Source organism: Rhizobium sp. BK512, from assembly GCF_014194915.1.
Classification (GTDB): domain Bacteria; phylum Pseudomonadota; class Alphaproteobacteria; order Rhizobiales; family Rhizobiaceae; genus Rhizobium.
This window is the reverse complement of the sequence record NZ_JACIAS010000014.1, coordinates 66,655-93,619: the sequence shown is the minus strand read 5'-3', so window position 1 is coordinate 93,619 and position 26,965 is coordinate 66,655. Positions and strand designations below refer to the sequence as shown.

Annotated in this window: 27 protein-coding genes and 1 pseudogene; 12 read left to right on the top strand and 16 right to left on the bottom strand. The window is 60.9% G+C overall.

What is annotated here, in order from left to right:
* Window positions 1–155 precede the first annotated feature (155 nt).
* Window positions 156–545 (top strand): DUF4118 domain-containing protein, encoded by a 390-nt coding sequence (locus FHX06_RS36370; protein ID WP_409564448.1) that lies wholly within the window; start codon window positions 156–158, stop codon window positions 543–545.
* A 262-nt stretch (window positions 546–807) separates the two neighbouring features.
* On the opposite strand, the gene FHX06_RS33915 is transcribed toward FHX06_RS36370, so the two are convergent.
* Together FHX06_RS33915 and FHX06_RS33910 are read right to left on the bottom strand one after the other, a co-directional pair.
* On the bottom strand, window positions 808–1,044 hold the full coding sequence (locus FHX06_RS33915; RefSeq protein ID WP_113207518.1) for a hypothetical protein: 237 nt from the start codon (window positions 1,042–1,044) through the stop codon (window positions 808–810).
* Window positions 1,045–1,176: 132 nt separating this feature from the next.
* Window positions 1,177–1,359, bottom strand: coding sequence for a DUF3606 domain-containing protein (locus FHX06_RS33910; protein ID WP_018115260.1), 183 nt, complete (start codon window positions 1,357–1,359; stop codon window positions 1,177–1,179).
* A 506-nt stretch (window positions 1,360–1,865) separates the two neighbouring features.
* On the opposite strand from FHX06_RS33910, the gene FHX06_RS33905 reads away from it, so the two are divergent.
* The 4 genes and pseudogenes from FHX06_RS33905 to FHX06_RS33890 all read left to right on the top strand — a co-directional run bounded on the left by FHX06_RS33905 (window position 1,866) and on the right by FHX06_RS33890 (window position 4,188).
* Entirely contained in the window at window positions 1,866–2,783 is a 918-nt protein-coding gene (locus tag FHX06_RS33905; RefSeq protein ID WP_018115262.1) for a Ku protein, read from the top strand.
* Window positions 2,784–2,795: 12 nt separating this feature from the next.
* Window positions 2,796–3,608 (top strand): Ku protein, encoded by an 813-nt coding sequence (locus FHX06_RS33900; RefSeq protein ID WP_183882489.1) that lies wholly within the window; start codon window positions 2,796–2,798, stop codon window positions 3,606–3,608.
* Between the two features lie 4 nt (window positions 3,609–3,612).
* Window positions 3,613–3,873: a hypothetical protein gene (locus FHX06_RS33895; protein WP_018115264.1), complete on the top strand. Its 261-nt coding sequence runs from the start codon at window positions 3,613–3,615 to the stop codon at window positions 3,871–3,873.
* Between the two features lie 79 nt (window positions 3,874–3,952).
* Window positions 3,953–4,188, top strand: a pseudogene (locus FHX06_RS33890) (BrnA antitoxin family protein).
* Between the two features lie 6 nt (window positions 4,189–4,194).
* On the opposite strand, the gene traA reads toward FHX06_RS33890, so the two are convergent.
* A complete protein-coding gene (gene traA / locus FHX06_RS33885; RefSeq protein ID WP_183882487.1) occupies window positions 4,195–7,470 on the bottom strand; it encodes a Ti-type conjugative transfer relaxase TraA in 3,276 nt (1,091 codons plus the stop codon).
* Window positions 7,471–7,752: 282 nt separating this feature from the next.
* On the opposite strand from traA, the gene FHX06_RS33880 reads away from it, so the two are divergent.
* The 3 genes from FHX06_RS33880 (at window position 7,753) to FHX06_RS33870 (ending at window position 10,110) form a co-directional block, all read left to right on the top strand.
* Window positions 7,753–8,085, top strand: coding sequence for a mobilization protein (locus tag FHX06_RS33880; RefSeq protein ID WP_112547278.1), 333 nt, complete (start codon window positions 7,753–7,755; stop codon window positions 8,083–8,085).
* The gene (locus FHX06_RS33875) at window positions 8,082–9,770 is read left to right on the top strand and encodes a type IV secretory system conjugative DNA transfer family protein (RefSeq protein WP_210295544.1); all 1,689 of its coding nucleotides are present in this window, start codon (window positions 8,082–8,084) and stop codon (window positions 9,768–9,770) included. The genes FHX06_RS33880 and FHX06_RS33875 overlap by 4 nt, the downstream gene beginning before the upstream one ends.
* Window positions 9,771–9,861: 91 nt before the next feature.
* Window positions 9,862–10,110: a WGR domain-containing protein gene (locus FHX06_RS33870; RefSeq protein ID WP_018115268.1), complete on the top strand. Its 249-nt coding sequence runs from the start codon at window positions 9,862–9,864 to the stop codon at window positions 10,108–10,110.
* A 459-nt stretch (window positions 10,111–10,569) separates the two neighbouring features.
* On the opposite strand, the gene FHX06_RS33865 is transcribed toward FHX06_RS33870, so the two are convergent.
* Window positions 10,570–10,899 (bottom strand): hypothetical protein, encoded by a 330-nt coding sequence (locus FHX06_RS33865; protein WP_018115269.1) that lies wholly within the window; start codon window positions 10,897–10,899, stop codon window positions 10,570–10,572.
* Window positions 10,900–10,985: 86 nt separating this feature from the next.
* Between FHX06_RS33865 and FHX06_RS33860 the strand changes: the two genes are divergently transcribed.
* Entirely contained in the window at window positions 10,986–11,186 is a 201-nt protein-coding gene (locus tag FHX06_RS33860; RefSeq protein ID WP_112547277.1) for a hypothetical protein, read from the top strand.
* A 91-nt stretch (window positions 11,187–11,277) separates the two neighbouring features.
* The gene (locus FHX06_RS33855) at window positions 11,278–11,520 is read left to right on the top strand and encodes a hypothetical protein (RefSeq protein ID WP_018115271.1); all 243 of its coding nucleotides are present in this window, start codon (window positions 11,278–11,280) and stop codon (window positions 11,518–11,520) included.
* Here FHX06_RS33855 and ligD read toward each other — a convergent pair.
* The 10 genes from ligD to FHX06_RS33805 all read right to left on the bottom strand — a co-directional run bounded on the left by ligD (window position 11,502) and on the right by FHX06_RS33805 (window position 23,345).
* Window positions 11,502–12,545, bottom strand: coding sequence for a non-homologous end-joining DNA ligase (ligD, locus tag FHX06_RS33850; RefSeq protein ID WP_183851323.1), 1,044 nt, complete (start codon window positions 12,543–12,545; stop codon window positions 11,502–11,504). The two genes, FHX06_RS33855 and ligD, sit on opposite strands and share 19 nt — an antisense overlap.
* A 136-nt stretch (window positions 12,546–12,681) precedes the next feature.
* Window positions 12,682–12,984, bottom strand: a complete 303-nt coding sequence (locus FHX06_RS33845) for a DUF982 domain-containing protein (RefSeq protein WP_018115273.1) — start codon at window positions 12,982–12,984, stop codon at window positions 12,682–12,684.
* 183 nt (window positions 12,985–13,167) lie between these two features.
* On the bottom strand, window positions 13,168–14,109 hold the full coding sequence (locus FHX06_RS33840) for a DUF2493 domain-containing protein (protein WP_183882485.1): 942 nt from the start codon (window positions 14,107–14,109) through the stop codon (window positions 13,168–13,170).
* A 315-nt stretch (window positions 14,110–14,424) separates the two neighbouring features.
* The gene (locus FHX06_RS33835; RefSeq protein ID WP_183882483.1) at window positions 14,425–15,459 is read right to left on the bottom strand and encodes a toprim domain-containing protein; all 1,035 of its coding nucleotides are present in this window, start codon (window positions 15,457–15,459) and stop codon (window positions 14,425–14,427) included.
* Window positions 15,456–16,673 carry a DUF932 domain-containing protein gene (locus FHX06_RS33830; protein ID WP_183882482.1) on the bottom strand — a complete coding sequence of 406 codons (1,218 nt, stop codon included), beginning with the start codon at window positions 16,671–16,673 and terminating at the stop codon, window positions 15,456–15,458. The genes FHX06_RS33835 and FHX06_RS33830 overlap by 4 nt, the downstream gene beginning before the upstream one ends.
* Window positions 16,674–16,799: 126 nt before the next feature.
* Window positions 16,800–18,974, bottom strand: coding sequence for a ParB/RepB/Spo0J family partition protein (locus FHX06_RS33825; RefSeq protein WP_183882481.1), 2,175 nt, complete (start codon window positions 18,972–18,974; stop codon window positions 16,800–16,802).
* Between the two features lie 606 nt (window positions 18,975–19,580).
* Window positions 19,581–20,474: a hypothetical protein gene (locus FHX06_RS33820; RefSeq protein ID WP_018115278.1), complete on the bottom strand. Its 894-nt coding sequence runs from the start codon at window positions 20,472–20,474 to the stop codon at window positions 19,581–19,583.
* Between the two features lie 778 nt (window positions 20,475–21,252).
* Window positions 21,253–21,654, bottom strand: a complete 402-nt coding sequence (locus FHX06_RS33815) for a GFA family protein (protein WP_112547273.1) — start codon at window positions 21,652–21,654, stop codon at window positions 21,253–21,255.
* Between the two features lie 367 nt (window positions 21,655–22,021).
* Window positions 22,022–22,279: a GlsB/YeaQ/YmgE family stress response membrane protein gene (locus FHX06_RS33810; protein ID WP_029616490.1), complete on the bottom strand. Its 258-nt coding sequence runs from the start codon at window positions 22,277–22,279 to the stop codon at window positions 22,022–22,024.
* Between the two features lie 454 nt (window positions 22,280–22,733).
* A complete protein-coding gene (locus tag FHX06_RS33805; RefSeq protein WP_018115281.1) occupies window positions 22,734–23,345 on the bottom strand; it encodes a pyridoxamine 5'-phosphate oxidase family protein in 612 nt (203 codons plus the stop codon).
* 240 nt (window positions 23,346–23,585) lie between these two features.
* Here FHX06_RS33805 and FHX06_RS33800 point away from each other — a divergent pair, with 240 nt between their 5' ends.
* Window positions 23,586–24,119, top strand: a complete 534-nt coding sequence (locus FHX06_RS33800; RefSeq protein ID WP_018115282.1) for a GXWXG domain-containing protein — start codon at window positions 23,586–23,588, stop codon at window positions 24,117–24,119.
* Window positions 24,116–24,445, top strand: coding sequence for a hypothetical protein (locus FHX06_RS33795; RefSeq protein ID WP_018115283.1), 330 nt, complete (start codon window positions 24,116–24,118; stop codon window positions 24,443–24,445). The genes FHX06_RS33800 and FHX06_RS33795 overlap by 4 nt, the downstream gene beginning before the upstream one ends.
* 588 nt (window positions 24,446–25,033) lie before the next feature.
* Here FHX06_RS33795 and FHX06_RS33790 read toward each other — a convergent pair.
* Both FHX06_RS33790 and FHX06_RS33785 read right to left on the bottom strand, forming a co-directional pair.
* Window positions 25,034–25,936, bottom strand: a complete 903-nt coding sequence (locus FHX06_RS33790; RefSeq protein WP_018115285.1) for a sugar phosphate isomerase/epimerase family protein — start codon at window positions 25,934–25,936, stop codon at window positions 25,034–25,036.
* A 75-nt stretch (window positions 25,937–26,011) separates the two neighbouring features.
* A complete protein-coding gene (locus FHX06_RS33785) occupies window positions 26,012–26,950 on the bottom strand; it encodes an ABC transporter substrate-binding protein (protein WP_018115286.1) in 939 nt (312 codons plus the stop codon).
* Between the last annotated feature and the right edge of the window lie 15 nt (window positions 26,951–26,965).

The window sequence follows — 26,965 nt, the reverse complement described above, 5'->3', positions numbered from 1 at the left end:
AGCGCACCAGACCTAAGTTCGTGCTTACATGGTGTAACTGTCGTAGCGTAGTTTTGTCCAAATCCTGAAGGACATCGGAAGCCTCTATGGGATGTGTTGCTTGTTTCCCTGGTGGCTTCCCCGACCTGGGACCCTGGCCGTGAGCGATAGTTTAGGTGGTCACGGAAAACCTCCTCCTTGCAGTGCTCCCCAGAACGCCGTCGTCGAGGCTCGTTCGATATTCGATAACCGTTGGGATCGTTCTGTTGGCGGCTCTGCTGCGGATGGCCCTCGATGAAACCCTCAAACACTACCCTCTGTTGTTGTTCGTTCCTGCCGTCTTCTTGGCAGCTCTATTGTTCGACCGAGGGTCCGGCCTTCTCGCTACCGTCCTAAGCGCCATTATAGCCGCGTGGATTTTCATTCCTCCCGAATGGAGCTTGTCCGTTGGTGCCGACCAATGGTTCGCCGTCGTCCTGTTCGTTGTGATTGGTTGCGGAATAACGATGATCACCGAATCAAGGGGCCTGGCTCGGTCCGCTTCGGATGCGTCGGTTTGCGACTGAACGTCACTGCGCAGGTTCACCGCCATCTTCAGGCTAGTCACGAAAATGGTGTCTGTCGACATCGCCGACTATCTGGAGGAGCTCATCCACGGTCTGGCTGATCTCCTCCGATATGTCAGACCCATCGCTCTGAGAGTTAGGTGTCGTCATCTTCTTCCGCCTACCAATCAGGCGTCGTCCCTAGGTCTCACGTCGCTGGTCGTGGCGAACCTTCCTAAACCGATGTTGTGGCGCAGGGGTCCAAGCCCTCCCTTCCGTGAGTTCAGTGCATCGACGTCGACGAAGGAGCGTTCACACGTGTCGCAGCCAGCCCAACGTATGTCTCGATCAGCAACGTCGCCATCTCATCTACTGACCGACAGCCTTTATCGTAGAGCGCGATAGCGGCATCACACAGGAATGACGAAGCGTGGTCGTCCCAAGGCGCATTGTAGTAGCGGTACCACTGGCTCACCGCCTTTGAAATGATCAAATGGTCAGGATGTTCTACCTGTGACATCCAATGCCTCACGCGAATGCATCGTTGCAGCCGCCGCCCGATGGCCATGAAGTTCGAGCACCTGCAAGTCGTTCGTGGCGGGCGCGCACGGCGGTCGTCAACGGCTTCGATAATTCCGCCACTCGGGTCCGATCAGTGACGACCGATTTCGGTTTCGACTTTCTTCCGGGAGTTTCCGGCGCTCCTCACCGCCTTCTTGACGGCATCTTTTGAGACGCCTTCCTTTTTCGCTTCGTACTTGACCTCATGATCCTGGCCGCCTGCGACGCGTGCGCGATCTTGAGCGCGACCACGGGATGTCTGTTTGTTTGTCATTGAGCATCTCCTCGTGAATGGGTTACCACTGGAGAAACTCGCCGCGATTCCAGTGGTTCCCGGGAAATAGTCGAAGTCCATCAGATAAAGCCTGTAGCGCTAGCCGAACCCGTTATCAGAGTGGCGGAAGAACAGGATTGATCACGCGCTATCTTTGGACGTTGGAATGGACACCGACCCCGCGGCCTAGACGCCGTCGATGACCTCGCGGCAGTCATTCGAGCCGAAAATCTGCCAGGGGTGATGCCTCTAGATGGGGTCGTCGCGACGCTTCAGATGGACGCGGACGATGGGGGCGTCGCCGTCCACGCCTCCCCGCTCGACTGGCGGATCCGAGCCAGGCGGATGACTTGACGAACGAAATTATCAACCGCCGATACAGCGCTTTTATTGGAATCAATTTCTAAGCGCGATTCCCTAAGTCATTGAAAAATGATTCGTTTCGAGTCGGAACGAATCATCCCCGCACGTCTTTGAGTCAACACCACTGATTCGGAGTACAGCGCATGGCATCGGGACATAGAGCCCAATGGAAGGGCTTTCTGAGATTTGGCGAAGTGAGCTGTGGCGTCGCCCTGTACACCGCAGCCTCGACGAGCGAGCGCATCACCTTCAACACGATCAACAAGGCATCGGGCAACCGGGTCAACCGTGTCTTCATCGACAGCGAGACGGAGGATCCCGTTCCTAAGGAGAATCAGACCAAGGGTTTCGAGATCGGCAACGGCCAGTACATCATCATCGACCCCGAGGAAGTCGCTGCTACGATCCCGGAAAGCAACAAGACGCTTGAGATCGATGCTTTCATCCCTTGCTCCGAGGTCGACGACGTCTACTTCGACAAGCCCTATTATCTGACCCCGGACAAAATGGGCGGCGACGCTTTCGTCGCCCTGCGCGATGGCATGAAGAAGTCGAAGGTCGCAGCCATTGCCCGTGCCGTGCTGTTCCGCCGCATGCGAACCGTGCTCATACGCCCGCACGGCAAGGGCTTGATCGCCACCACGATGAACTACGACTACGAAGTCCGATCGTCGAAGAAGGCATTCGAGGAGATGCCCAAGCTGAAGATCGAGGGCGAGATGCTGGACCTCGCGAAGCACATCATCGCGACCAAGAAAGGCGAGTTCAATCCCGCGACCTTCGACGACCGCTATGAGGCCGCCCTCGCCGAGCTTGTTAAGGCGAAGATGGAGGGCAAGTCGCTTCCGAAGCCGAAGAAGGTCGAGGTCTCCAAGCCGAACGACCTGCTGGCGGCTCTTCGCGAGAGCGCGGGGCTTCTCAAAGCTGGCGCCTCCGTCGAGTCCAAAACGAAACGGACTGCTGCCAATGCCAATCAAGGCGGTGGTCGGCAGCGCGCCGCACGCGGAGTGGCGTCGAAGGCCGCCTCCTCCGGAGCCGCTCCGCGTCGCAAGGCAAGCTGAGGGAGACAGTTCATGGCGCCGCGATACTACTGGAAAGGCTACCTCAAGCTGTCGCTAGTCACGTGCCCCGTGGCGATGACCCCCGCGACGTCCGAGTCCGAGAAGGTTCGCTTCCATACGCTGAACAGGGATACCGGGAACAGGGTTGTCTCCCAGTACATCGATAGCGTGACGGGGAAACCTGTCAAGGACGGCAACGAGGCCAAGGGTTATGCTCGCGGCGAGAACGACTACGTGATCCTGACGGAGGACGATCTGGATCGGGTCGCGCTCGACACCGTAAAGACCATCGACATCGAGAAGTTCGCTCCGGCAGACAGCATCGAATGGATCTACTTGGAGAAGCCGCATTATCTGATGCCCGACGATACCGTGGGCAACGAAGCCTTCGCGGTTATCCGAGATGCCATGAAGTCGGAGGGTGTCGTCGGCGTCTCCAAGCTTGTTATGGGACGCCGAGAGCGCGCCGTGATCCTGGAGCCTCGTGACGAAGGCATCGTCCTGTGGTCGCTGCGGTTCGGCGACGAGGTGCGGCCGGAGGAGAGCTATTTCGAGGATATCGAGGACCACGCCGATCCCGATCTCGTGCCGCTTGTTCAGAAGCTCATCAAGCAAAAGTCTGCGCATTGGTCGCCGAACATGGTCAGCGATCCCATCCAGACCAGCCTGCTCAAGCTGATCAACGAGAAGAAGAAGGCGCTGAAGCCGAAGAAGACGGCGAAAGGGAAAGCCGAGGAAGCGGCGCCCAAATCCAACGTGGTCAATATCATGGACGCTCTTCGCAAGAGCGTCGAGGCAGACCTCAAGGGCCGCAAGGCGGGTTGAAGCCATGCACCTGACAAACACGAAGGTGATCCACGAAAGCAACGGCTGGCGCGTCGACTTCATCGGCGATGACGGTGATGCTGTGACCGTTTACGTTGCAGACGCGGCCTATATCGACGAACACACTGCCGTCGACCGAGCCCGAGAGATCATGATCGGCCTGACCGCCTTTGGTACGCGTGGCGGCGGCAGAAGCGTGAACTCCTATGATGCGGCCAGCAATGGTAACTTTGATGATGGCGAACCTTTGTTGACCCGGCACTAGCCTGAACAGGCATTTTCTTCGCGAGCGGGAGTCGTGAGAACTCTCCCCCTGAGGGATAGGTGTATGGATTATGGAGCCCATCGCAACGACACCCCGCCGACCCGTCAATCCCGCTGAAGCGCTGTTCAAGCCGGCCAAGACACCCGCGACGGCCGTCGAGCGTCGTTCAGGTCCTGTCGCGACTGAGACCGTCTCGATGCGATCGACGGCGATGTGCTGGCCTCTTTTCAGGAAGATGGCCCGGGCTGGCAGGACCGCATCAACGCAGCGCTTCGCAAAGCGACGAGGCTTTGCGCTGATCAGACAGCGAGGTAGAAAACGCTATAGTCTCAGGCCCAAGGTTTTCGTGCGTGAGATCGACCGCTTCAGCTCCATCTGATGCGTCAGCTCGGCGAGATGGCTCCGGTCTGCCAAGCGCACCACGTCGCGGATACGATCGATATCACCACTCGGCAGATGGCCTGCCCGCTTTAGCTGATCTGCAAGATCCGAGGGGTCGGCGCGCCCGAACCGCTTCTCCATCGCGCCTGCGATTTCCCTCGCTTCGTCCAGCGCGCGACGACCTTCCGGCGATGCCAGCAGTTCTGCAAGGGCGCGATCCTTGTCGGTGCGGAACGCGGCAACAAGCCCGCGAAGCAGGTTCTCGGACCGGCTGCTCAGCCCTGGCACCGCAATCCCGTCCTGCTTGTCGCGCTTCCAGCGCTCGGAATTCGTTTCAGCCTCGAGACGTCGCTGCCAAGTCTTTCCGGACTGCTCGACATGGGAGGCCAGCCCCTTGATGAGGCCGAGTGCTTGCCGGCGCTCCGGATTGTCGCCGAACATGCCAGTCTTGCCCACGAGAGGCCCGAACGTTGCTGGCGAGGATCGAAGCTGTTTGCCGAGTTCGGCAGGATCCATGTTCCTATCGAGGATGCTCCCGCGCAGTCCGTCCATCGCCTTTTCTGGGTTCGCATAGATCCGCCCGGCCAGCGACTTTGCCGTCTCCCATTCGCGCTCGAAGGCCGGTAGCGCCTTTGACCGTGCAATGTCCTCCACGCTCCTCTCATATTTGGCGATTGCCGGAATGAGGATTGGACGATCACCACGCTGATCACTGCCTTCGAGCCGGTCGCCCACCGTCACATCGCGATCGACCGTGGGTCCTATTCGACGCGCCGGCTCAATAGCGCTCTCCGCGCGATCTGTTGGGCGCTGTCGCGGTGCCTCGCCATAGTCTTGCTGTCCCCTGCCCGCGTCGTGGTGACTTTCCATGCCGCGCCGACCCTGGAGATCATTGCTGTAGTCGAGCGTCGTTTCCTTGACGCCTGACCGGCTTAAGGTCTCGCCGAGCGATTGCACGGTTTTGAACTCATCGAGCCCCGCATAGAGCTGCACGGATTCTCGATGACGCGTCATCGCAACATATGTCAGATGCCGGTCCATCGTCCCTGATGCCAGCACGAAACTGCGATCGACCGTGGCGCCCTGCGTCTTATGGATCGTCGTGGCGTAGCCGTGGTCAAAGGCTTGGTAACTATTGGCCGGTATGGTCACTTCGCGTTGCCCGCCCGACGGCTGCGCCTTGCCGTCAAGCCGAACTTGTATTGCGTCCGGCGCGACGGCGATGACCTCGCCCAGCATGCCATTCTTGACGCCGAGGTCGCGATTGTTTTCCAGGAAGACGATGCGGTCACCGGGTGCAAAGGCACGTTTCCCAACGCTCGTCTGATAGGTTAGCTCGTCGCCTCGATCGACCGATCCGGCAATGCCCTTGGCCAGCTCGCCACGCGCCTGCAGCGCGGCGCGAACACCGGCATTGATCGCTGCCACATCCCGACGTCGATGCGCCATCGCGATGCGCGTACCGTTCGGATTTCCCGAGCGATCGGCGACGTAATCTGCGACGACCGCCGCCAGCACGTCTTCGCGGTTCGCCTTCAGCTGGACGTTGCCATGCGCCTCATAGGCAGCCAGTCCTTCCACCGTTCGGTGGGAGGCAAAGTCGATCGAGGCCTGCTTCTGCCAATCGGCTTTCTGTCGTCGGACTTCCGACAATTGCGCATGCCCGACGGCTTGCGCGATCGCCCGGAATGGAGCCCCTGCTCCGATCGCCTGCAGCTGCTCATGGTCACCGACGAGGACCAGCTTTGCACCTGCCCGATTGACCTCGTCGACGAAGCGCGCCAGCTGCCGGCTGCCGACCATTCCCGCCTCGTCGATGACGAAAACGTCGCGTGCGCTGAGGCGACTGCGATTGTTCTGCCAGGAATAGTCCCAGGACGCCAAGGTGCGGCTTGAAATGCCCGAGGATTCCTCCAGACCTTCAGCCGCCTTGCCGGCGAGCGCAGCACCCTGAACACGATAGCCCTGCGCCTCCCAGGCATGACGTGCGGCGGCCAGCATCGTGCTCTTGCCGGCACCGGCAAGACCGACAACGGCGGCAATCTGACTGGATGCTGTGACATGCTCGATCGCACCGCGCTGCTCGGCCGACAGCCCCTGCCCCGGCGATCCGCTCGCGGCCTGGATCGACCGGTCCTGTTCGGCGATCGCCGCATCGACATAGCGCCTGGCCACTCCAAACTTCCGGCGCTCATGCATCGCCACAGCGGACTTCGCCATCGCCGCCTCGATCGCGACGATCTCGACCGTTGAATAGCGTGCCTCACCGTCACGGCCGCGAACCTGCGCATTGTCGGGTTTCAGTTCGACGAGTGCCTTTGACGCCAGGACCGAGGCGAAGGCATTCTGGAAAGTCTGCTGATCATCATTGATGTACCGGTGCAGGGCGCGGGCGATATCGTACTTGTTGAAGACGCTCTTCTCGTTGGTGATCAGCCGCAAGATGTCTTCGGGTCGGTTGCGGATAATCTCGGCGTTCCGATCCGCCGATTGCGAAGAGATACGCGATCGCGAGACCGTGCCGCCCTGACGTTCGACCTGGGTCGCATGCACACCGACATGCTCGGTCGGCTCCAGCGTGATGCCGGCTTCCAGATGCGAGCGGTTGTCAATGCGAATATCGAGACCGGCAATCGCCAGATGCCGGTTGGCGAGCTGCTCCCAGACTTGACGGATGTCCTTGAGCTGCAGCTGCGCCGGCGGCAGGTTGTTCGCCAGCAGCCAACGGTTCTCGCGCTCGAGCATGGTCTTGTCGCCAAGTCCGCTCTCCGTTACCTGCCGTGTCGTCATCATCAGATGCGCATGGCTGTTGCGGAGATCGCCGCCCCCGCCCGGCTGATGAATGGCGAAATCGACGGCGGCGCCGTAGCGGTTGGCGAGTCCCTGCGCAAAGACCCGCGTCAGCGCCAGACGCTGCTCCGCGTTCAGCTCATGCGGCAGCGCGATCTCGAATTCCCGGGCAACGCGGGCGTCGCTGCGCTTCTCGGCACGCTCTGCAGCGTTCCACAAGGTGGACCGCTTCCTGGCCCAATCGGCGTCGACACCCGACGGCATGATGATCTCCGCATGCTCGACGCCCTGCCGGTTGGAATAGTCATGGACCAGCCCATCGCGCTCGTTCTTCAGCCGCACGGCGGTACGATAGGCGGCAGAGGCGACGGCGCTGCGGCCGCCGCTGCGGGCGATCGGCTTCATGCTCATATGATAGATCGCCATCGCCCTCCCCTTGTTTGGGCCGCCGGCCCGCGCCTTGAGTTGCCCCGCAACTCGTAAGTGCGCCCTTGTGCCTTCCTCGACTTCGCTCCTCAGGCCCTGGTGGGAGCACGTCGCACGCGCCTCATGCCGTCCTAGGCCGATCGTCCCGACGCTACTACTCACAGATCTGCGAGTAGTCCAACTGCCACCCATCGTTGCATTATCCGCACATGCGATCGCGGGCGGCCATCATCCGGATGCCCGCTCGGGCCATCGCTCGAACGTCAACAGAAAGAGGAATCCGTGGCTCGCAAAACCATCGGGGAACGACTGGCGCAGCTCGAGGCCCAGCGAAAGACGTTGCAGATCCGGCTTTCCAGGCAGGAACGCGCCATCGACACACGCCGCAAGGTGTTGATCGGAGCGCTGATCCTTTATCGGCTGGAGACCAATCGCGACATTCAGATTGGCGGAGGACTGGCCGGCTGGCTGAGAGCCGAACTGCCAAAATTCCTGACGCGCGATGGCGATCGAGACCTGTTCGACGACCTCCTGAAGCCCGCGGTAAACGAGCCCCTCGATGGCAACAGCGGGACCAGCAGCGACGGGACGAGCGGTTACAGGAGTGTCCCATGATCCTCTATACCGGGCTGATCAAGATCGCCCTTGCCAACATGATGCGCATGGCCGCCCGCGACCCGCTCTGGGCCATTGTCGCGCTGATCACCTTCCCGCTGCGCTCTGCCAGGTCCTTCGTGATGGGCGCGACCGGCTATTTTATTGTCGTGTTTATCGTTGGTTTCGGCATCGACTATGCCCTCCGCGTGGTCCTCGGGGCCGACAAAGGCGACATCCTCTGGCATATCGGCAACTGGGCCTTCGTGCTCTTTGTCATCCTGCTGCTCATCCGGCTCCTGACGAGCCCGCTCATCGCCCATTTCGCTACCGCCGGTGATGCCGACACGCATGGGACGGCACGCTTCGCCAGATCGAGCGAAATTGCGCCACTTAAGAAATCGGAAAGCGGATTGCTGATCGGGCGGTGGCCAGGCAACGGCAAGCTTCTGCGCTATGACGGACCCGCCCATCTTATGACCATGGCACCGACGCGTAGCGGCAAGGGTGTCGGCACGATCATCCCGAACCTTTTGACGGTCGACCGCTCGATCATTTGCATCGATCCGAAAGGGGAGAATGCGACGATCGCCGATGAGGCACGGCTAAGCTTCGGGCCGGTTCATCTTCTCGATCCCTTTGGCGTCACCGGCAAGCCGTCGGCGACCTTCAATCCGATGGAGGGATTGGATTGTGACAACATCGATGTAGTTGAAGAGGTCTCGACGCTAGCCGATGCCCTGGTGTTCGATGAACCCGGCCTGTCAGGCGACGCGCATTGGAACGAGGAAGCGAAGGCGCTGATTGCGGGTCTGCTGCTCTATGTGCTTGCCAGCCAGCCGGAGGAGCGGCGCACGCTGACGACGCTCAGGCACATGCTGACGCTTTCGTCGGACGCCTTCCGTCGCGCGCTCGATGCGATGCAGGCAAGTGAGGCGGTCAACGGGCTGATCGCACGTGCCGCCAACCGCCATCTCGGCAAGTCGGACCGCGAAGCGAGTGGTGTTCTGTCGGCCGCGCAGCGACACACGCATTTCCTCGACAGTCCGCGCATGACCGCGGTTCTCGCACGATCGGATTTCCGCTTCGGCGATCTTAAGGCAAATACGGCAACCGTCTTCCTGGTCCTGCCTCCGGACAGGCTCGCCGCCTATTCGCGCTGGCTGCGTCTGCTCGTCGCCCGGAGCCTCACCGACATGGCGCGAACGGCACCCTCGCCGCAGCCATCAACGCCGCCCGTTCTCTATCTTCTCGACGAGTTTGCAAGCCTCGGTCATCTCGCCCCGATCGAACGGGCCATGGGGCTGATGGCAGGTTACGGGGTGCAGCTCTGGCCGATCGTCCAGGACATCCATCAGCTACGCGCCACCTATGGCCAGCGCGCCGGCACGTTTTTCGCGAATGCGGGCGTGCTGCAGGTCTTCGGCGTCAACGATCACGATAGTGCGCGTCTCGTCTCCGATCTCCTCGGACAGGAGACCGTGGTCTTCAATACGGCAGCGCGCGCGCTCGACGCGGAAAAGACCGGCCTCACCTTCGCCGAACAGCATGTCGGTCGTCCTCTGCTCACACCGGATGAGGTCCGCAACCTGCCGACCGGCGTCGAACTCTTATTCATTGCAGGCCGCCGGCCGATCATGGCGACGAAGCTGCGCTATTATGCCGATCCGGAGTTCGTGGATTTGTTCTCAAGACTGGAAGATTGAGTTGCTGACATCAGCAACGTGAATCGGTCAGGCCGGATCGATTCACAAATGTCGTTGGACGTCGCGAACGCTCATTTGCGATTCTGCCGGCATGAGCTCGCAACCCTATCGTCTCTACGCAGAACGCATCGACCCGTCGAAGAACATGGCGCGCTACTATGCTCTGTCGATCGAGCCGACGCTGTTCGGCGAGACATCATTGGTCCGAAGCTGGGGACGGATCGGCAGTCGCGGTCAGCGGCTGGTGCACCTCTTCAGGACCGAGCCGGAAGCAGTCGAGCTTTTCCTCGAAATTCTGCGCGTCAAGCGTGGTCGAGGGTATAAAGCAAGAACGTTCTGATTTGCTTCAGGTCGGGCGGCGTCTACCTGCATATCTGGAGTTTGGATTTTTCGAACAAGCTGACGCAAAAACGAAAAAAGCCTGCCGCGGGAGGAGGTGCGGCAGGCTTTCGAAAAGAACCGAGCAGCGACTGGGAGGAGGAGTGCCGCTGTTCCTCGAGACAGACCTGGGAGGAGGAGAGGCCTGTCTGGACTCGAAGCGTTGCGGGAGGAGATGCATCGCTTCGATGTGCTTATGTTTATCGCTTGTTACTAAGGATTTCTATTGCTTATGCTGCACTGCACCTATGCAAAATTCACTGTCCAAGCTTTTACAATCGTGCCCGCTATCGCGGCCATGACTACCGGCGCGGTTGCCACCAGACTTTCGATGCTTTGACACGATCGTTCGGCCGATGAGGCAATTCCGGACGAGCGCAGGCGTCACGCTCGACGAGCGGCTCGCTTTGCGAGCGCGTGATTAAACCGGTTTGGACTGGCCGGCGGACTTTCCCTTGAACCACTTGTTCCAGTTGATACCGCGCCCGCGATCGCGCGGGTCGAACCATTCACCTCCGTATCGGCCCATGAAGGTCTGGGCGCCGACCCTGGTCGCAAAGCAGTGAACAGTGTAATGCCGGTCTTCGAAGAAGACGCTATGACCGCGATGGCATTTCATCAACCGAGCGCAGAATGCTTCCTGCTCCGCGGCCTGTTCTCCCAGCGACAGTTCGGCCAACAGGGCAACTTGGAACGGCCATCCTCGATCAATCTCAGCGGGGCTCAATTCGCCTTTTCGCCTGGTCGTCATCCCATCTCCCTTTAGCTTTTGCGGACGGATTGACTCTTAGCCAAAAGAGAACAAAATAGGAACATCTTAATACTCGAGGATGCGACATGAGCGACATCGACCGTTCTGCGACCCTAAAACCAGCCTCGCCCGTTGCGCGGAAGTGCCATTGCGGCGATTGGGCCGGGTTCGGTTTCTCCAAGGGCGAGCGTCAGGATTGGTGGTGCTGGAAGCACTATCCCTACAAGACCTCGGCGCGCCTCGAAGCCGCCGAAATTGCCGACATGCTGGCGAACAAGGTCGCCTAACACCTTGTGCTTCGATGAATGCGAGTTGGCGACGAACGGAAATGCAACAAACCGATGCGTCGTCCTTGCAGCATCGCCAGGATCGTCCGACATGACAACGCGATATCTCTGGACACTTGATCGCGCCGGCCGGCCTCTACCAATCGGTTTCGATACGATGGATGATCTCACAGCATTTCACGCGAACGAAGACCTGCCCGGCGTCATGCCGGCCGACTGGCTGGTGATGGCCCTTCGCGCGGCATTTCTTGCCTCCCCGCATGGCTGGACGCTCGAGGCAAAGTGGAGCGAACGCCGGGCCTCAACGGATCAGGTTCACTCCGCGATCCTGTAGACCGCGGCATTGTCCTGAACCTCCCGCAGGCCCTTGTAGGAGGCATGTCTCAGCTTGCCGTCGTCGGTCCAGGCGCGGTATTCGATTTCCGCGATCAATGTCGGCTGAACCCAGACGAGATCCTTGGTGCGCCCGTCATAAGCGACGGTCGGCTTCTTGGTCGCAAGCCTGTCCATCAGTGTGCGAAGTTCGACGGCGATCTTGTAGGAAAAGCCGGTACCGACCGAGCCGACGAAGTGCAGTTGGCTGCCCTTCCAGGCTGCGAGCAACAGGCTGCCGACACCACCGCGGGCGGCTGCTGATTTCTCGTAGCCGACGATGAAGAAGCTTTCGCTCTGGATACATTTGACCTTCAGCCAGTCGCCGGATCTGTCGGAGCGGTAGGGACTGTCCGGATCCTTGAAGATGACGCCTTCCAGGCCGTGCTCGCAGGCAGCCGCAAAGATTGCCTCTGGCTCTCCCTCGAGCTCGTCGGAAAACCGGATCGCACCCGCACGCTGCCCGATGAGATCGGCAAGCAGATGCCGGCGGCTCGACAGTTCCATGGTTCTGAGGTCGTGGCCGTCGAGATAAAGAAGATCGAAGGCAAAGAAGATTGCGCTGGACGACGGGAGCTTGCCGCCCCGCCCGCCGAGCGATCGCTGCAGCGCGCCGAAATCGGAGCGTCCCTCCTCGTCGAGCACCACGGCCTCACCATCGAGAATAGCGCTGGCAACACGAAGCTCTTGGGCCTCTGCCGCAATCGCCGGGAATCGCGCAGTCCAGTCATGGCCGCCACGCGTCAGGACCCTGATCCCCTTATGCTCGATATGGATCGCCAGCCTGTAGCCATCGAACTTCAGTTCGGCGATGGTGCGCGGATTGCCGGGTGGCTTGTCCTTCAAGAGAGCAAGCGCCGGCTCGACGCGATCGGGCATCGGATCCAAAAGCAGGTTCGGCTGTGCGGGATCGCGTTTTCTGCGAACGGCGCCTTTGAGCGGCCGTTCATTGGCAAGAAGGGGTTTGCTGCGGGGACGGTCGATCATGTGTGGATTACATCAGCAATATCTAAAGAAGAGGTTGTCGAGGCGGTTCATGATGGTATCGTTCTGTCGTCACCTTACCGGGTGCACTGCTTCTCTGTGATGACCTCGAACTGCCCCGCGTTCTGCGGGGCTTTTGTCATCCCTCATCGCTTTGTCTGATCCCTTCCATATCGTCGGGCAGGACATGCATGCTCGAAGCATGGGCAGCCTCGACGAAGGCCTGGCGGGCCATCTCCGGATCGAGATAGAGCTGCATCGCGTCCATCGAGGTCGCCAACGCATGGTGGAACCGCACCGGATCGTTTTCGAGATGCGGGCATTTCTCGCTGAGGAGAAACGCTGCGAGATCCTCGACGCTGTAGGCCTGGCGACATTTCGACATGCCGTCGATCTCTGCATGCAGCGGCCTGATCGGCGTGGATGAGGAAAGTGATTCCATGACGCGGTACTCCCGGTGTCTCGACGGAGTCACATGGGAAGCGATTCGCGCGAGTCGAGTCGCCGGGTGCAGAATCGTTTGCGCACGGACGCGCGCTCCCAGCACCGCGTCGATCCATGATGATCGAGACGGAAGTTCCGCAGTCCGGATCACGGCTCGGAGACATGGTGAGGAAAACGGCGCTCACGCGCCGTCTCCCGAAGCCTGCCAGACTGGAATGCCAAGGCGCCGGGCCTTGCCGGCGAGATTGTCGGTGATGCCGTTGCCCGGGAAGACGATCAATCCTGCCGGCATGACAGACAGCATCTCGTCGTTGCGGCGGAAGGGTGCCGCCTTGGCATGTTTGCTCCAGTTCGGCTTGAAGATGATCTGGGTGACCTTGCGGGCTTCTGCCCAGCAGGCGGCGATGCGTTCTGCCCCTTTCGGTGCGCCACCGTGCAACAGCACCATCTCGGGGTGCTTGGCATGGGCCTGGTCGAGCTTTTTCCAGATGCGGTCATGGTCGTTGTAGTCCATGCCGCCGGCAAAGCCGATCTTCGTGCCCGCGGGGATCATGACCTCGGTCTCGGCATGTCGACGTGCGGACAGGAAGTCCTTCGAGTCGATCATCGCCGCTGTCATGTTGGCATGGTTGACCTTCGAGCCTGTGCGTGGCCTCCAGGCAGAACCGGTCTGAGCCTCGAAGAGGTCTGCGCTGTGGTCGCGCATGAACTCGAATGTGTTGCGCCGTTCGAGAAGGGTGATGCCCTCGGCGATGAGCCGTTCCAGTTCGACGCTTTTGACCTCCGATCCGTCCTGCTCGTGTTGGCCTGTGCGCTGCGCCTCCTCGTTGCGATCAAGTTCGCGCTGGATGCGATCGGCGCCGCGATGGAAGAGGTTGACGGTCGACCAGAGCAGGTCTTCGAGATCCGGTTCCAGCCTTGTGTCGGCGAGCATATAGGACAAGGCGTCGAAGATGGTCATCAGCGATGCTTGGACGATAGGCTCTTCGGGCAAGGGCCGGGGGTCGGGTTCGTCCTGGAAAGGCCGATAGCCATGGACCTGCATTTCGTAGATGAAGCGATCGGTCGGCGAGGATGCGTGGTGCGGTTCTGCGGTATCGTCGAGCAAGGTTGAGCAAGTCATTGAGGATCTCCGTGGTTTGAGCCGCGCCTCGCGGCCTGACGGCGATCCCTTCCCATGCCGGTCGCGGCCGGAACCGCAGCGCGAAGTGCTGCGGCCCAGCGCAGCGCCGGGCGGTTGAGGGCCGGTTTCTTGCTGCGCGAGGAGCGCGGGAACCGCGCGGGGAAGAAACCGGACCGATCCGCTGAAGGCTGCGACCGGCATGGTACGGGTCGCCGCCCGACGGGCCCGCAGGCGCGGCCCCACACATGGCGATCCGTCAGCCGCGCGCTCAACGGCCTCACCTCAGAAACGTTCGCGTATCAACGCCGGGCGCCGCTATCGCGAAAGATAGGCGGTCGCATCGTCCGGGACGAGCTGGCGGGCCAGGTTCGCCACTAGACGGGAAGATCCAAGCCGACGCAGATCCTCGTTGAAATCGCCAAGCTCGGGCGTGAGCACCAATGGCAGCACGCCGAGAGCGGTGGCGGCCCGGCCCAATCCCTCGACCCCGTGGCGCCCCGCCGCATCGGCGTCGGCAGCGATATAGAGGCGCTTGCATGCCGCGGGCAGCAGGAAGGCTGCGAGATGATGGGCCGAAAGCGCTGCCACCATCGCCATGCCGGGAAGGATTTCCGAAAGAGACAGCACGGTCTCGATACCCTCGCCGACGGCCAGAACCGGGCTTTGCGATCCCGGCGGCATGTTGAAGCGCACGCCGTTGCCGATCAGGCGACCGAGTGCTCGGCGCGGTTCGTTGACCCGGGCCTTGCCGTTTCCATCAGGATCAAGCCATGTCCGGTGCACGCCGGTCAGCCGGCCCTCGACATCGGTGACCGCAGCGATCAGCGCCGGCAGGCCTGTCGTGCCGCCGGTCGAAAGATCTCGGTAGTAACAGGAGGGATGGAACCGCAAAGCGCGATGGCTTGCAGCGCCAGATATACCGCGGCTCTGCAGGTAACGTTCGGCCACCGTACCGGCGATCGGCACGGCACTGGCAAACAGCAGCCCTGCCCGCGCCGCGGTCGATCGGCTGTCGGGTGCATTGGGGTCCCGCCGTTCTGCCGCCATGGGTTCCAGCCGCGGCAGGTTCAGAAACAGCCGTGCCTCCGCCGCAACATCGGCGAAGGCGATCAGGCCGCAGGTCGCGCGGATGAGGTCAAGGAGATCGCCATATTGGCCGGTCGCCGCATCGCTCCAGCGGCCGGCACGCGGACCGGTCAGCCGCACAAACAGCGACCGACCCTTGTTGTTGCCCGTATCTCCGGCGATCCAGTAATTGCCGGATCGCCGGCCGGCCGACAGATAATGACGGCAGACCGCCTCGGCATGACGCGCGAGGCGGTCGGTCAGGTCGGAGGCCGAGCCTGTCATTGGCTGGCACCTTCAAGCAGTTTCTTCGCCTTGCCCTCGAGATCGAGGCGGACGTCCTGGTTGGTCCGGGTGCGCGCGAGTGCGGTGATACCCTGCACGAAATCGAAGATCGATTCCGGCGGACGTCCCTCCTCCGACAACACCATGTCGATGACCTTGCCGGTCTCGCCTTTGGAGAAGCCGCGCCGCCGCAGAAACGCCTCCCGGTCGTCATCCTGGCGGGCAACGATCGTCTCGCGTGCCGCCTTGATGCCGGCAACGAAGGGGGCTGGCGAGGAATTGGCGAAGCTTGCAAGGGCGGGGGCCGCCTCATGGGCGAAACGCTCGCCGGCGAATTTCGAATGCCGGATGGTGATTTCCTCGAACTGTTCCGTGCCCCAGAGATTGCGGTTGGCGCAGACGGCCCTCAGATAAAACGAGGCGATGCCGAGCGTCTTGGAGCCGACCTCGGAGTTCCAGGCATAAAAGCCCCGGAAATAGAGATCGGGCTCGCCGTTCGGAAGGCGCCCCGCCTCGATCGGGTGAGTGTCGTCGACGAGGAAGAGGAAGACGTCGCGGTCACTGGCGTAAAGCGTCGTCGTATCCTTGGTGATATCGACGAAGGGATTGTGGGTCATGGTCGTCCAGTTGAGCTGACCCGGCACCTTCCACATCGTGTCGCCGGTGCCATTGCCGGCGATCTTCATCACGGCTGCAACCAGCTCATGGTCCCAGATGCGGCCATAGTCGGGACCGGTGACGGCGCGAAGTTCGAGGCGCCCGTCGTCCATCTCCAGCGTCTTCACCAGTTCGGCGCGATGGGACAGCAGTCCGTGCTGGAGATTGATGGCGGCGAGCGGCGCCGGCAGCTGGCGCATATAGGTCGCAGGTGCACCGACCAGGCTGCAGAGCTGGCCGTAGCTCCAATGGGTCGGCGCGATCGGTTGAGCATCACGTTGACCTCGGCTTGCGTTCTCGCCGGAGACGATCAGTTCGAGCCGTTCGGCATTGTCGCGTGTCGCTTCGACGCGGATGGCGCTGGTCTCGATGGTCCGGGCATGCGCCCGATCGGCGCGCGAGCGCACGGTGTCGTAGAGCGCACTGAGCGACAGGAAACGCTCGTCGTCGGGGCGCGAGAACCATTCGGACGAGACGCGGCCGATGCGCTCGCCGCGCGAGATATCGACCCTGAAGCCGGAAGACGACACGGGACTGTTGAAACTGGAATTGGTCATGACAGATCTCCTGAAACGAAAAGGCCCGGCGCTGTGGCCGGGCTTGAGGTGAAGGAATGGGGATGGCCGGTTTAAGCGAACCGGCCCGGCACCATATGGAACCGGGCCGTTCTGGGTGAGAGGCCGCTATTCGGCCGCGATCGGATGGATGAAGTCGGTCCCGGCGGGCTCAGCGATCTCGGGATCCTCGTCGACCACGTCGGCCGCGTCTGTCCCTTGAACCTCATCGATCGGCACCGGCGGATCGAGGATGGTTTCGTCCGGAAATACCGCCTCTTCGATCAGGTCCGGATCATCAGCCGCGGTAGCCGGCAGGCGCAGCGGCTCCGGCAACCAACCGCTGCCGGCCAACAGCCGTTCGGCCTCCCGGGCCATGTCGGGCTTCTTCAGATCGGCGATCAATGCAGCGACCTGCTCGCCTTTCGCCTCGCAGACAGCTTGCAGGATATGGGCCTTGGTGACGCGGCCGAGATAGGCCTCGACTGTCGGCGTCCAGCCGGCCTCGACCATGTCGAAGCCGATGGCGCGGGCGATCTCGTCGGCATTGGCGATGGCGCGGCTGCGCCTGTTCCAGGGTTCGATGACGGCATTGAGCGATAGCGAGGCGCAATGAGCAAACAGCGCCTGTCGGCTGACGCCGTCGAGACCGATGAGGAAAGCGAAGAGGGCGGCCGGATCTCTCGGCAGGTCGTTCCCCCAGGCTTCCTGCCGCTCGCCGATTTCCCTGACGGCGACCAAGTCGCCCAATCCCGATGTCTCGCTCAACCGGGCGCTTTGGACCGTGACCTCCAGGCACGTGTCTGCGCCCCGCAGATAAAAGGTCTTCAGCACGAAGGCATGCAGGACGGCGACGAAGGCGACCTCCGGATCCCGGGCGAGCGCGTCGCGCAGCGCGACGGTCCTGGCGGCGGTCAGGTCGAGGACCAGACGATCGGCAAGCGGCTTCAGCGTCTCCTCCCCGTCATCGGTCTCGGCCTTGTTTGCTGCCTCCACCTCCGATACCGCTCCGCCGGCTGGCGCGACTGGTGCGGACACGATGTTGTCCTGGTCGTCGCTGACGCAGCTCATCATCTCCACCTGCGGTTCGTCTTCAGGCCTGACATAGCCGCGTTCGATCCGGAGCCTGCCGTCCGCCTCGAGCGAGACGAAGACACCGCCGCGGGCAAGCTCGGCGGGATCAAAGACGAAGGGACGCTCGTTCAGACGGTCGAGCTCCGCACCGAGTGCTTGGAGTCTCTGCTCGCTCTCCTCGCAGTATTGGCTGGCAGAGGCATATTCTGCATCGAGCCGATCGTAGTCGGCGCGAAGAACATCGTGACGGGCAAGATCCTCTTTGCTCCATTCGGCCTGCTGACCGTAGACCCTGCGAAGACCCGACGTGTGGCCATAGGGAAAGTCGAAAGCGGCCTCGACCCATTTCCAGCCTTCCTCCGCCTGTAGGGCCGCCGCATCGCCCTTCAATTTCTCCAGCACGAGCTGATCGAGCAGCGCCGGATCCTGCAGCCATCCGCCCCTGTCCTCGTCGAAGAGATCGCGCATGACGACGCCGCCGGCCGCCTCATAGGCATCGATGCCGATATAGAGCGAGCGCCGATCGGTCGCCCGGACCGCCGTCTCGGTCAGCAGGCGCCTGATGTAATAGGGCTCGCGGCTGTGCGAGCGTGCGATCGCCTCGAACACCTGTTCCTGACGGGCATGGTCCTTGCTGATCGAAAAGGCCATCAGCTGCTCGAGCGTCATGGCGTCTTCGCCATAGAGATCCAAAAGTTTCGGCGAGACCGACGCCAGGCGCAGGCGTTGCTTCACCGTCGCGACCGGGACGAAGAAGCGGGCGGCGATCTCTTCCTCGTCCATCCCCTCCCCGCGCAGGGTCTCGAAGGCGCGAAACTGGTCGAGCGGATGCAGGCTCTCGCGATGGACGTTCTCGGCAAGCGAATCTTCGGCTTCCTCCGTCTCGCCCCTGCTGATCACGCAGGGAATGCCTGCCGTCTTCGACAGACGTCTCGATGACACCAGCAGTGCCAGCGCCCGGTAGCGGCGCCCGCCGGCCGGGATGCGATACATGCCGGTCTCGTTACCGTCGCTGTCTAATTCCGGGCGGACGCTGAGGCTGGTCAACAGACCGCGCCGCGCAATGTCTTCGGCAAGCTCCGCGATCGAGACACCCGCTTTGACCTTACGGATGTTTTCCTGGCTGAGAACAAGCTTGTTGAAGGGAATGTCACAAGCGGTCGCAAGCGTGACCTTACCAGTCTTTTCGGTTCTTTCTGTCTTCCCAGACTTCTCAATCTTCTGAGACATGTCGGTTTCTCCATGACGGACCGGGCGGAACCTCTCTCCAACCCTTCAAATCCGTCACAAAGCTCCCGTCCCTCCTCTTCCTCTCTGTGTCCCACCAAGGCTTACCTTCACCTCCGAGGGCAAAGCAGAGTCACCCGCTGGCGAGGCGCGGCGGCCGACGCGCCAGCGGCGGCCAAGACGTCATAAAAAGTGGCGATTGCGCAGAACCAGGAGGCGATCCGACAGCGTCGACCAGCAACAGAACGCACATCGGGGCTTCGGCAACGCGGCGCGTGGACAAGGGCGCAAAAGGAAGCGGGCCGATCTAAGGAGAAGCGTGTCTCGCCCACGGGAACCTTACAAAGTCTTAACTGTATAGCATCGGCGGCGCGATCACCCCGATCCGGAGGGTCGGCAACAACGAAGCGTATCGGAGCTTTCAGCATCGCGGCGCGCAGAAGGCGCGCGAAAGCGGGAATTCGCGTCACGCGCGGTCGCGTTGAAGGGCAGCCGCAGGAGCGTCGGCGTCAGCCGGCGCGGGACCGACTGCCCCGCGACCGCGTGTTCCGCTCTCAGACCGTCTAGACATCAAGTTCCGGCGTGATCTCGACCATTCCGTCCGCCGCTTCAGGTCGACGGTCTGGTCGAAGCATTGCGGGCGTCGCGCCGCCGCTCCCTCGATTTTGCTGCAGTCCTAGCGGCCCGCAGCTCCTCGAGGGTTGGCTGCCACCATCCCCGAATCCGCTCGTATTCCCCCGGCTCAGCCCTCGCCGGCCACGTATGAACGAGTTCCTCCAGGGTCGCTGCCCGCCATCCTGCCCAGACATGCTCGTCGTCGGCATTCGGATGATGCTCGGCGACCTCTTCGGGGTTGACGAGTTCGCCGGTAATGTCGGTGACAACGACGATCCCAAACGCGGTCGTGGCTACAGGCCGCCCCGGCGGTGGAAGATCGTCACTAGGCACAGGCAGCCGCTTCTTATTGCGCTCGGACGTCCTGCGCTTGGCCTTCGCTTCCTCTTCGGTGCCCTTGCGGGCCTCTGCGCGTTTCCGTCGCTCTTCAGGTTCGGCCCGTTTCGCGGCCTTCTCGATGGCCTCCCAACGGTGCTGGAGGTCGTCGTAAGACGCGTACGGAACCTCCCACACCTTGTCGTCACTATTCCAACGAGCGAAAGGAATCTGTCGGAGTTCGTCGACCACCGTTCGTGAGAATGGGGTCTTGATGCGGAAGCCGCGGTCGTAGACCTGCAGGTATGGACTGAGGATTGGCTCGAACTGGTAGGCGTCGCGGCCTCGCTCCTCTTCGTAAGGCCTCTTGCGATCGGCTTCGGAGGCGAGCCATCGGTCGATACGTCTTCGTGCAGTCTTACCGGGGACCGTCCAGGCTTGAAGGGTATCCGACCACCGAGCATTCGGGAAGACTTCCCGGAAACGGGCGACGGTCAACCGGTCGAACGCGAAGGAGACCGTCTCCTGCGGTGGTTCGACTGCTTTGGTTTCTTCGCGGCTCTCATCTGTCATGGAAAGATAACGATCTGATGTTCGCGCGGTTCGCTTAACCGAGGCCAAGATCGCGCGATCAAGGCCTGCACTTCAGCCGACGCTCACCGCGCCGGCAACACTATTCACAGGTAGAGGCCTTTATTGATTTAAGGATTTCGTTCGCGGCAAAGAGGAGCGGCCCGCAGGAAGGATAGTCACTGTTGACTTTCACACCTACACACCGAGCGGTTTACTGGTTGGTTCGAAGCGTAGCGAAGTGAGAGCCGTCAAGTTGCTGTTGGCGGCGCATTGGGCCATCCCTCACGAAGAGATTGCACTCAGCTATCTCAGTTCGGACGTTTCCGGCTCATTCATTGATCTTCGAGCCGACCGAACATGACCCAGGTAGCCTTTGCGATGTCTTCGGGAACGAGGCTCGGCACATGGACGCATCGGTGGGTAGCTTCACTGCTTGCCCGGCAGTCTCGGAAACCAGAGCGGCCCAACGGCATGCTCCACATAACGACAGACGTCGCCTTCGCGGCGGATGACGGCGCGCGCTGGGGCGGATCATCGCATAACCTCGTTGATGTTGCGCGCACGCGAGATGGCGGACATCGCCTACGCAAGTTTGGCAAGCGGCATATGGGTTTGCGCGGGGAAGTCCATCAGTGCCATTGTCGTCCTCTAGGATCACGACACGATAGCTCCAAGGCGTGATTTCACACAAATCGGCGGATGTTGAAAGGACGCAGTATCTACCGGAAATATACGCCACTTGTTTGGCAGCGAGCGGTGGGTTTTGCCTCGCCCTACATCATTCAGCATGTCGGGGAAGTTGGCTCAGGTTTTGAGCCCATGAGAACTCCGATGAACACCAGAACTGCGCAGTCGGTTCTAGTTCTCGCCGCTGATTTATTGTTCCTAGTCGGATGCCGACCTGTTCTGCGTCTTCCATCTCTCCTGTGGTATAGATGGGCGATCCGCAATTCGCACAGAAATACTGCATCCGTCTGCGGCCGTTGGCGGCGACCTTGACGTACTCCATCGGATCGCCGGAGGTGATACGAAAGTTGGCGCGAGGTGCGGTGACTGTCACACGATATGCAGTCCCCGTTAGCCTCTGGCAGTCGTTGCAGTGACAGATCGTAACGTCGTCGCGGTCTACCTCGGCCTCGTAGGTGATCTGCCCACAATGACATTCGCCGTCGATATGCATCTGAATCCTCCTTGCCTGATCTCAAAAGAGAGATAGAAGTCGCGTGTTGTAAGTCGACATCGAGGGCGCTGCATCGCAACGGTGCCGCGCCTTGACGACCGCCAAGGGCCACCATTCTCCTTGGCATGATAGGCTTCGCACCCACTCCTGCGGGCGACCTGCGCGATGTGGTGGAATGCTGTCAGCGCTTTAGTTGCTTTCAGTTTTGGGAACGTCCAAGTTGGTCGAAAGCAGAGGGCGCTCGACCATGCATGGGGAGCGCCCTCGATCACCCGGGCGACATTACTCGCGAAATCCTTTCGCGGTAAATTGTCGTTGGTACGGGCGGTAGTCCCCAATAAGAGGCCGCCCGAACTCCTTCAAGATGTCACGCTGTTCGTCTGACCATCCGGGCGAGCGCGATCAGGATGCACGCGCCGATAAACCCGGCGATCAGGTAGCCGAGCCAGCCACCGAGAACGACGCCGAAAAGGGAGAGAAGGAAGTTAGCGACGATAGCGCCCACGATGCCCAGAATGATGTTCATGATGACGCCCATGCTGCTTTTCATGAACATCTCTGCGAGCCATCCTGCGATGCCGCCGATGATGATCGCCGCGATCCAACCGATACCTGCATCTTCCATATTGAATTCCCCTTGCGAATTATTTTTCAGAAACATCCGGCCATCCGGAGAAATGGAAAACACCAAATGACCGGGCTTTGTTCCGAAGCGTATCGGTTCCTTCAAGCATCTTAGGGGATGCAGGAATCGCGTCGGTTCCTTGCCTGTGGATTGCAGATCCGGTAGCCAGCCGCCGCTCCGGCATGAGGCCGGTTCGTCGGGAGCCTGGCGGGCGGTGATAGGTCCATGTGGAAGGACGTTCGAGATGCCGTGGTCGTACTCGAGTTTACTGCGAGCGCCGGGACGGGTTCGAGCGTAAGGTTCTTGTTCAGTAGTTCGGGTTGACCGCATGTCTTAAGAAGCTGCTGCGGCTGGCGATGGGCTGCGAGCGAGCTGGTCCAGGCGGCGACACATGCCCCACCAGGTTCTCGTGCCTCGACCTGCAGCATGTGGGTCGACCGCACGCTACGTCGAATCACGGCGCCCTTCTGGTCCCCAGCCAACCTCTATCAGATCGTACGAAGCAGAACCTGAGATGCTCGGTCTGGGAGATGTCCAAACGCTCAAGCGTCGCGAGCTCGACGCGCATCAGGCAGCACCGCTCGAACGGGGACATGGAGGCCTTTTGGACATCAGGGAGAACCGTTCCATCAGACTGCATTCGCGCGCCCGATGCGACAGGACTGTTGAAGCTGTCGCGCGTCCTCTCGCTGAGCAGGTTCCACTGATTAGCGAGCTTGGCATGGTCGCCGACCGTACCTGCAATGCCTGTCAAGCGGATCTGCACCCGGCTCGCGGGATCATAACCCACAAGCGCGACGGTATGATTGTGGGCGATGTCCGCCATCTTCGGCGATCTTGAGTCGGTAACGAAATAGAGCGCCGCCTCGTTGCGGTTTGCCTGCCTCAGGACGATGGTCCGGGCCTCGGGATCACCCCTTTCATTGACGGTGGCGAGTTGCAGGAAGTTGAAGGGGTTTCCCGACGTCGCCCCTGCTTCAAGCGCCTTCCATGCCTTGTCGAGCGCATCCTGGCACAGAGGATCGCGGTCGATTCGGTCTTCGTCGGTGAGCGTATCGGCAAACATTCAAATCTCCCCGCCCTGCATTCGCGCCGGACGATGCCGCAGCAAAAAATAGGCGTCAACACTCCGCTTTGGAACCAACTGGACCGGTCGACATTACCGTTGCCGAGCGCGAGCCGTGTCAACCGGACGCGACAGGGATGGCGAACGCAGCGGTTTTTCCGGTTTCTCGCTGTGCCAACGAAATGGCAGACGAGTGTCCCACCTGTCCGGCATCGCCCTCCCCGATAGCCCGGAGGGACCATGCAAGACGACCTGCAGAAGAAGACAATCGACTGGTTCGGCACCCTCCCCCCTGTGCTGCCGGCCGAGATGGTCGGCATCTGGCGCGGTGAAGGTGTTGCCTCCGGACATCCGCTGGATGGGGCGCTCGAGAACCTTCAGTGGTTCGGCAAGAGGTTCCACCCAGACCTGAGAGCGGACGCCTTATTGTTCCAATGGCGGCCTGGTCGTCTTGTGCCGATCGAGCCGTCCCTCTTTCCTATCAAACTTGCTCTCCGTGTCGCTGGCTTCGGCCGAACGTTTATCGCCCGGAACTGGTTCTCTTACCTCCAGAAGGCATTCCGTGCCCGCGCAACGACGGCAAAACTGACGTTACGAATGGTTGACGGCTCCGAGACGGCTGCGATGGTCTACGACAAGCAGCCGATCGTGGATCATTTCAGGCGGATCGGCGACGACGAACTCGCTGGCATGATGGTCGTCGAGGGCGACGAGAGGCGATACTTCTTTCGCTTGACGCGCGTTCACGTTCCGGCGCAAGGGGGACAGCCATGAAGACGGGGAAGGCGCCGTTGGAAACGCCGGATGGCCGCTACATTATCGTGCGCGGCCGGCTTTGGAGAAAGACAAACCCTCGCTTGCCGGAGGGTGAGCGTAAGCGCCTGGTGGGGGAGCTGATGATCGCTCGCAGGGCAGTGAAGGAAGCCGCCGGCGATGATGAGAAAATGCGAGCGGCGCGAAGGGCCGTCGACGCCGCAAAGCTTGCGCTGGGCGAACGCGGGGCGGTGTGGTGGACGGATGGCGCTCCTGACCTCAACCGCCACATGGTTCGCACGACGTTCTACGCAGACTGGTTCGCGGAGAAGGGGATTGCGCGATAAGAACGGCCGACCAGTGCTGGTGATGCGTTTTTTGCGCGCGAAGGAGGTTACCGGCATGTCCGCCACCGCGAGGGGCGAAAGAAGCACAGACTTGTCACGCGCGGCATTTTTCGCCAAACCTACCCGTAGACGTCTCCTAGCCCGGATTATGTGGCAGCCTAACGCGGGTCGGTCGCAACAGAACGGCGGTCACCACTTCGAAAATCACGTGCTTGCGCCTGACTTGCAGCCTGCAGCGTGTCTCAGCGAGGCGGTCCGGCACGGGAGCGATAAGAATACCCGGCGTCGCTGACATCTGTATCGACGCTGCCGACCAGCCTTTACCCTCATTTCGGGATGTGAATGACGAAAGGAGTGCCAGGGGTTGCCTCCCCAGCACAATTTCACCGTACCCGCTAGTGCGCGGAGCGGGTTTTCTTTTCGGCGGAGGCTGCAATCGTAGCAGTGAGAGCGGCCAACGGCGGATTCTCAATTTATTCACTTTGTCGACAAGATCGGCAAGGCAATCCGTCCAGCCCTTGGCACTCCGCTTGGCGGGGTGGTTGTGCTTGTCTGCGATTTCGGAATTGCTGGTTTGTTTTTCCAGTGTCAGCAAGCCATTGGCAAATGCGCAGCCTTCACCAATTCGGCCTTGCGCTTCGCCGTTTCCAATCCAAGCACGATGTACGCCCGCGCATGTTTGGCCAGTGCTGCGTTGTCTTCCCAGAGATTTCTCCAGATTGCCGTCTTCAGCGAAAGGTCCTTATCGACGATCGTTGTCGAGAAGGATTCAAAGGTCACGTAGTCGTCCCATCCGATAGCGATCAGCGCGTCGAAGATTGCGGCAAAGTCGATATTGCCTGTCCCAAGATAACCACGATGGCTTTCACCAATGTGGACATAGCCGATCTTGTCGGCAGCGTTTCGGATTGCCAAGCCGACATCCGCCTCTTCAATGTTCATATGGAAAGTGTCAAGGTGAAGGAACACGTTCGAGGCACCGGTATCCTTGATGTAAGCAAGGCCCTGCGCTGCCGTATTGAGCATGTTGCTCTCGAAGCGGTTGACGATCTCGAGGTTGAGAGTGACGCCAGCCGCTTTTGCACGATCGGCGACCTTCGAAAGCGTACTGACGCTCTTATCCCATCCTTTACGGGACAGGGCGCGTTCCTGCTTTCCATGAGACGAACTCAGAATCCCTGCAAGCTTGGTGCCGCCGAGATCGCGGACCAATGCGACCGCGCGATCGAGGATCGCTTCGCCGTTCGCGACCACCGATCCATCCTCGCTGGAAATATCGCCTTCCGTCGGCAGCCCCATACTTACCGCGACATCTAGGCCAAGCTGTCGAATACGAGACGCCAGCCAATTTACGTCGACCTGCTTGGGGTCCAGGTATGAGAACTCGACGAGCTTGAAACCGAGTTCGTGGGATCGCTCGAGAGTTCTCTCCAGTTCGTCTTTGGTAGATCCTGCGCTCCAGACAAACGAGTGGACACCGATTTTGGACATGAAACCTATTCCTGGTTGATTTCGGATCGCAGCCCGCCAAGCTCGAAAGCTTGGCGGGCTACTCGGGAGGAGACCTTAGCGAGCTGCGGTCCAGCCCTTGTAGTCCTTGACGTTGTCAGCCGTGATCAGCTTCGGGTCGAGGAGTACAGTATTTTCCGCCGGCTTCTTGCCGTTGAGGACGTCGGCAGCCATCTTGAGTGCGTCGCCGGCCATCACATAGGGGTCCTGCGAAGCGGAGGCCTTGATCATCGAGTTGCCGCTGGCAAGCGACTTTTCGATATCCGGGGCACCGTCGACTGCAGTGATGAAGAACTCGTTGCGGTTCAGCTGCTTAGCGGCTAGCTCCGCACCGATGCCCGTCGGGTCGTTGATCGCGAAGACGGCGTCGATTTTGTCGAAGCGCGTCAGAAGACCCTGCATGACCGACAAACCGCCGTCGCGCGAACCCTGACCGTTCTGATCGTCGGAGAGGATCTTGATGTCAGGGCTCTTCGTCAGGACGTTCTTGCAACCCTGCACACGGTCAAGGATCGAGGACGATGCGGGGCCGTTGATAATGACGACGTCGCCTTTGCCCTTGAGCTGATCGACAATGTACTGGCAGGCCTCTTCGCCGGCCTTGATGTTGTTCGTCATGACCGTGACGTCAGCACCCGGTGCGGAGACGTCGAAGGCGGCGACGATCACGCCAGCGGCCTGCGCCTTCTTGACGGCAGGTGCGATCGCCTTGGCGTCCACCGCGTTCAGCATGATGATGTCAACGCCAGCTGCGATGAAGCTGTCGATCTGCGAAACCTGCTTGTTGAGGTCGTAGTCGGCCGAAACCGAGGTGACCTGAACATTTGGATTGATCTCCTTGGCGCGGTCCTCGATGCCTTTGATGGTAGCCACGAAGAACGGATTGCCAAGCAGGCCGACGGAAATGCCGATCTTCTGAAGGTCCTTGGCGGCTGCCGGCATTGCGATGGCTGCGGCCAGTGCGGTCGCTGCAAGCAGTTTGGAAATCATGCGCATATTCTTCCTCCTTGT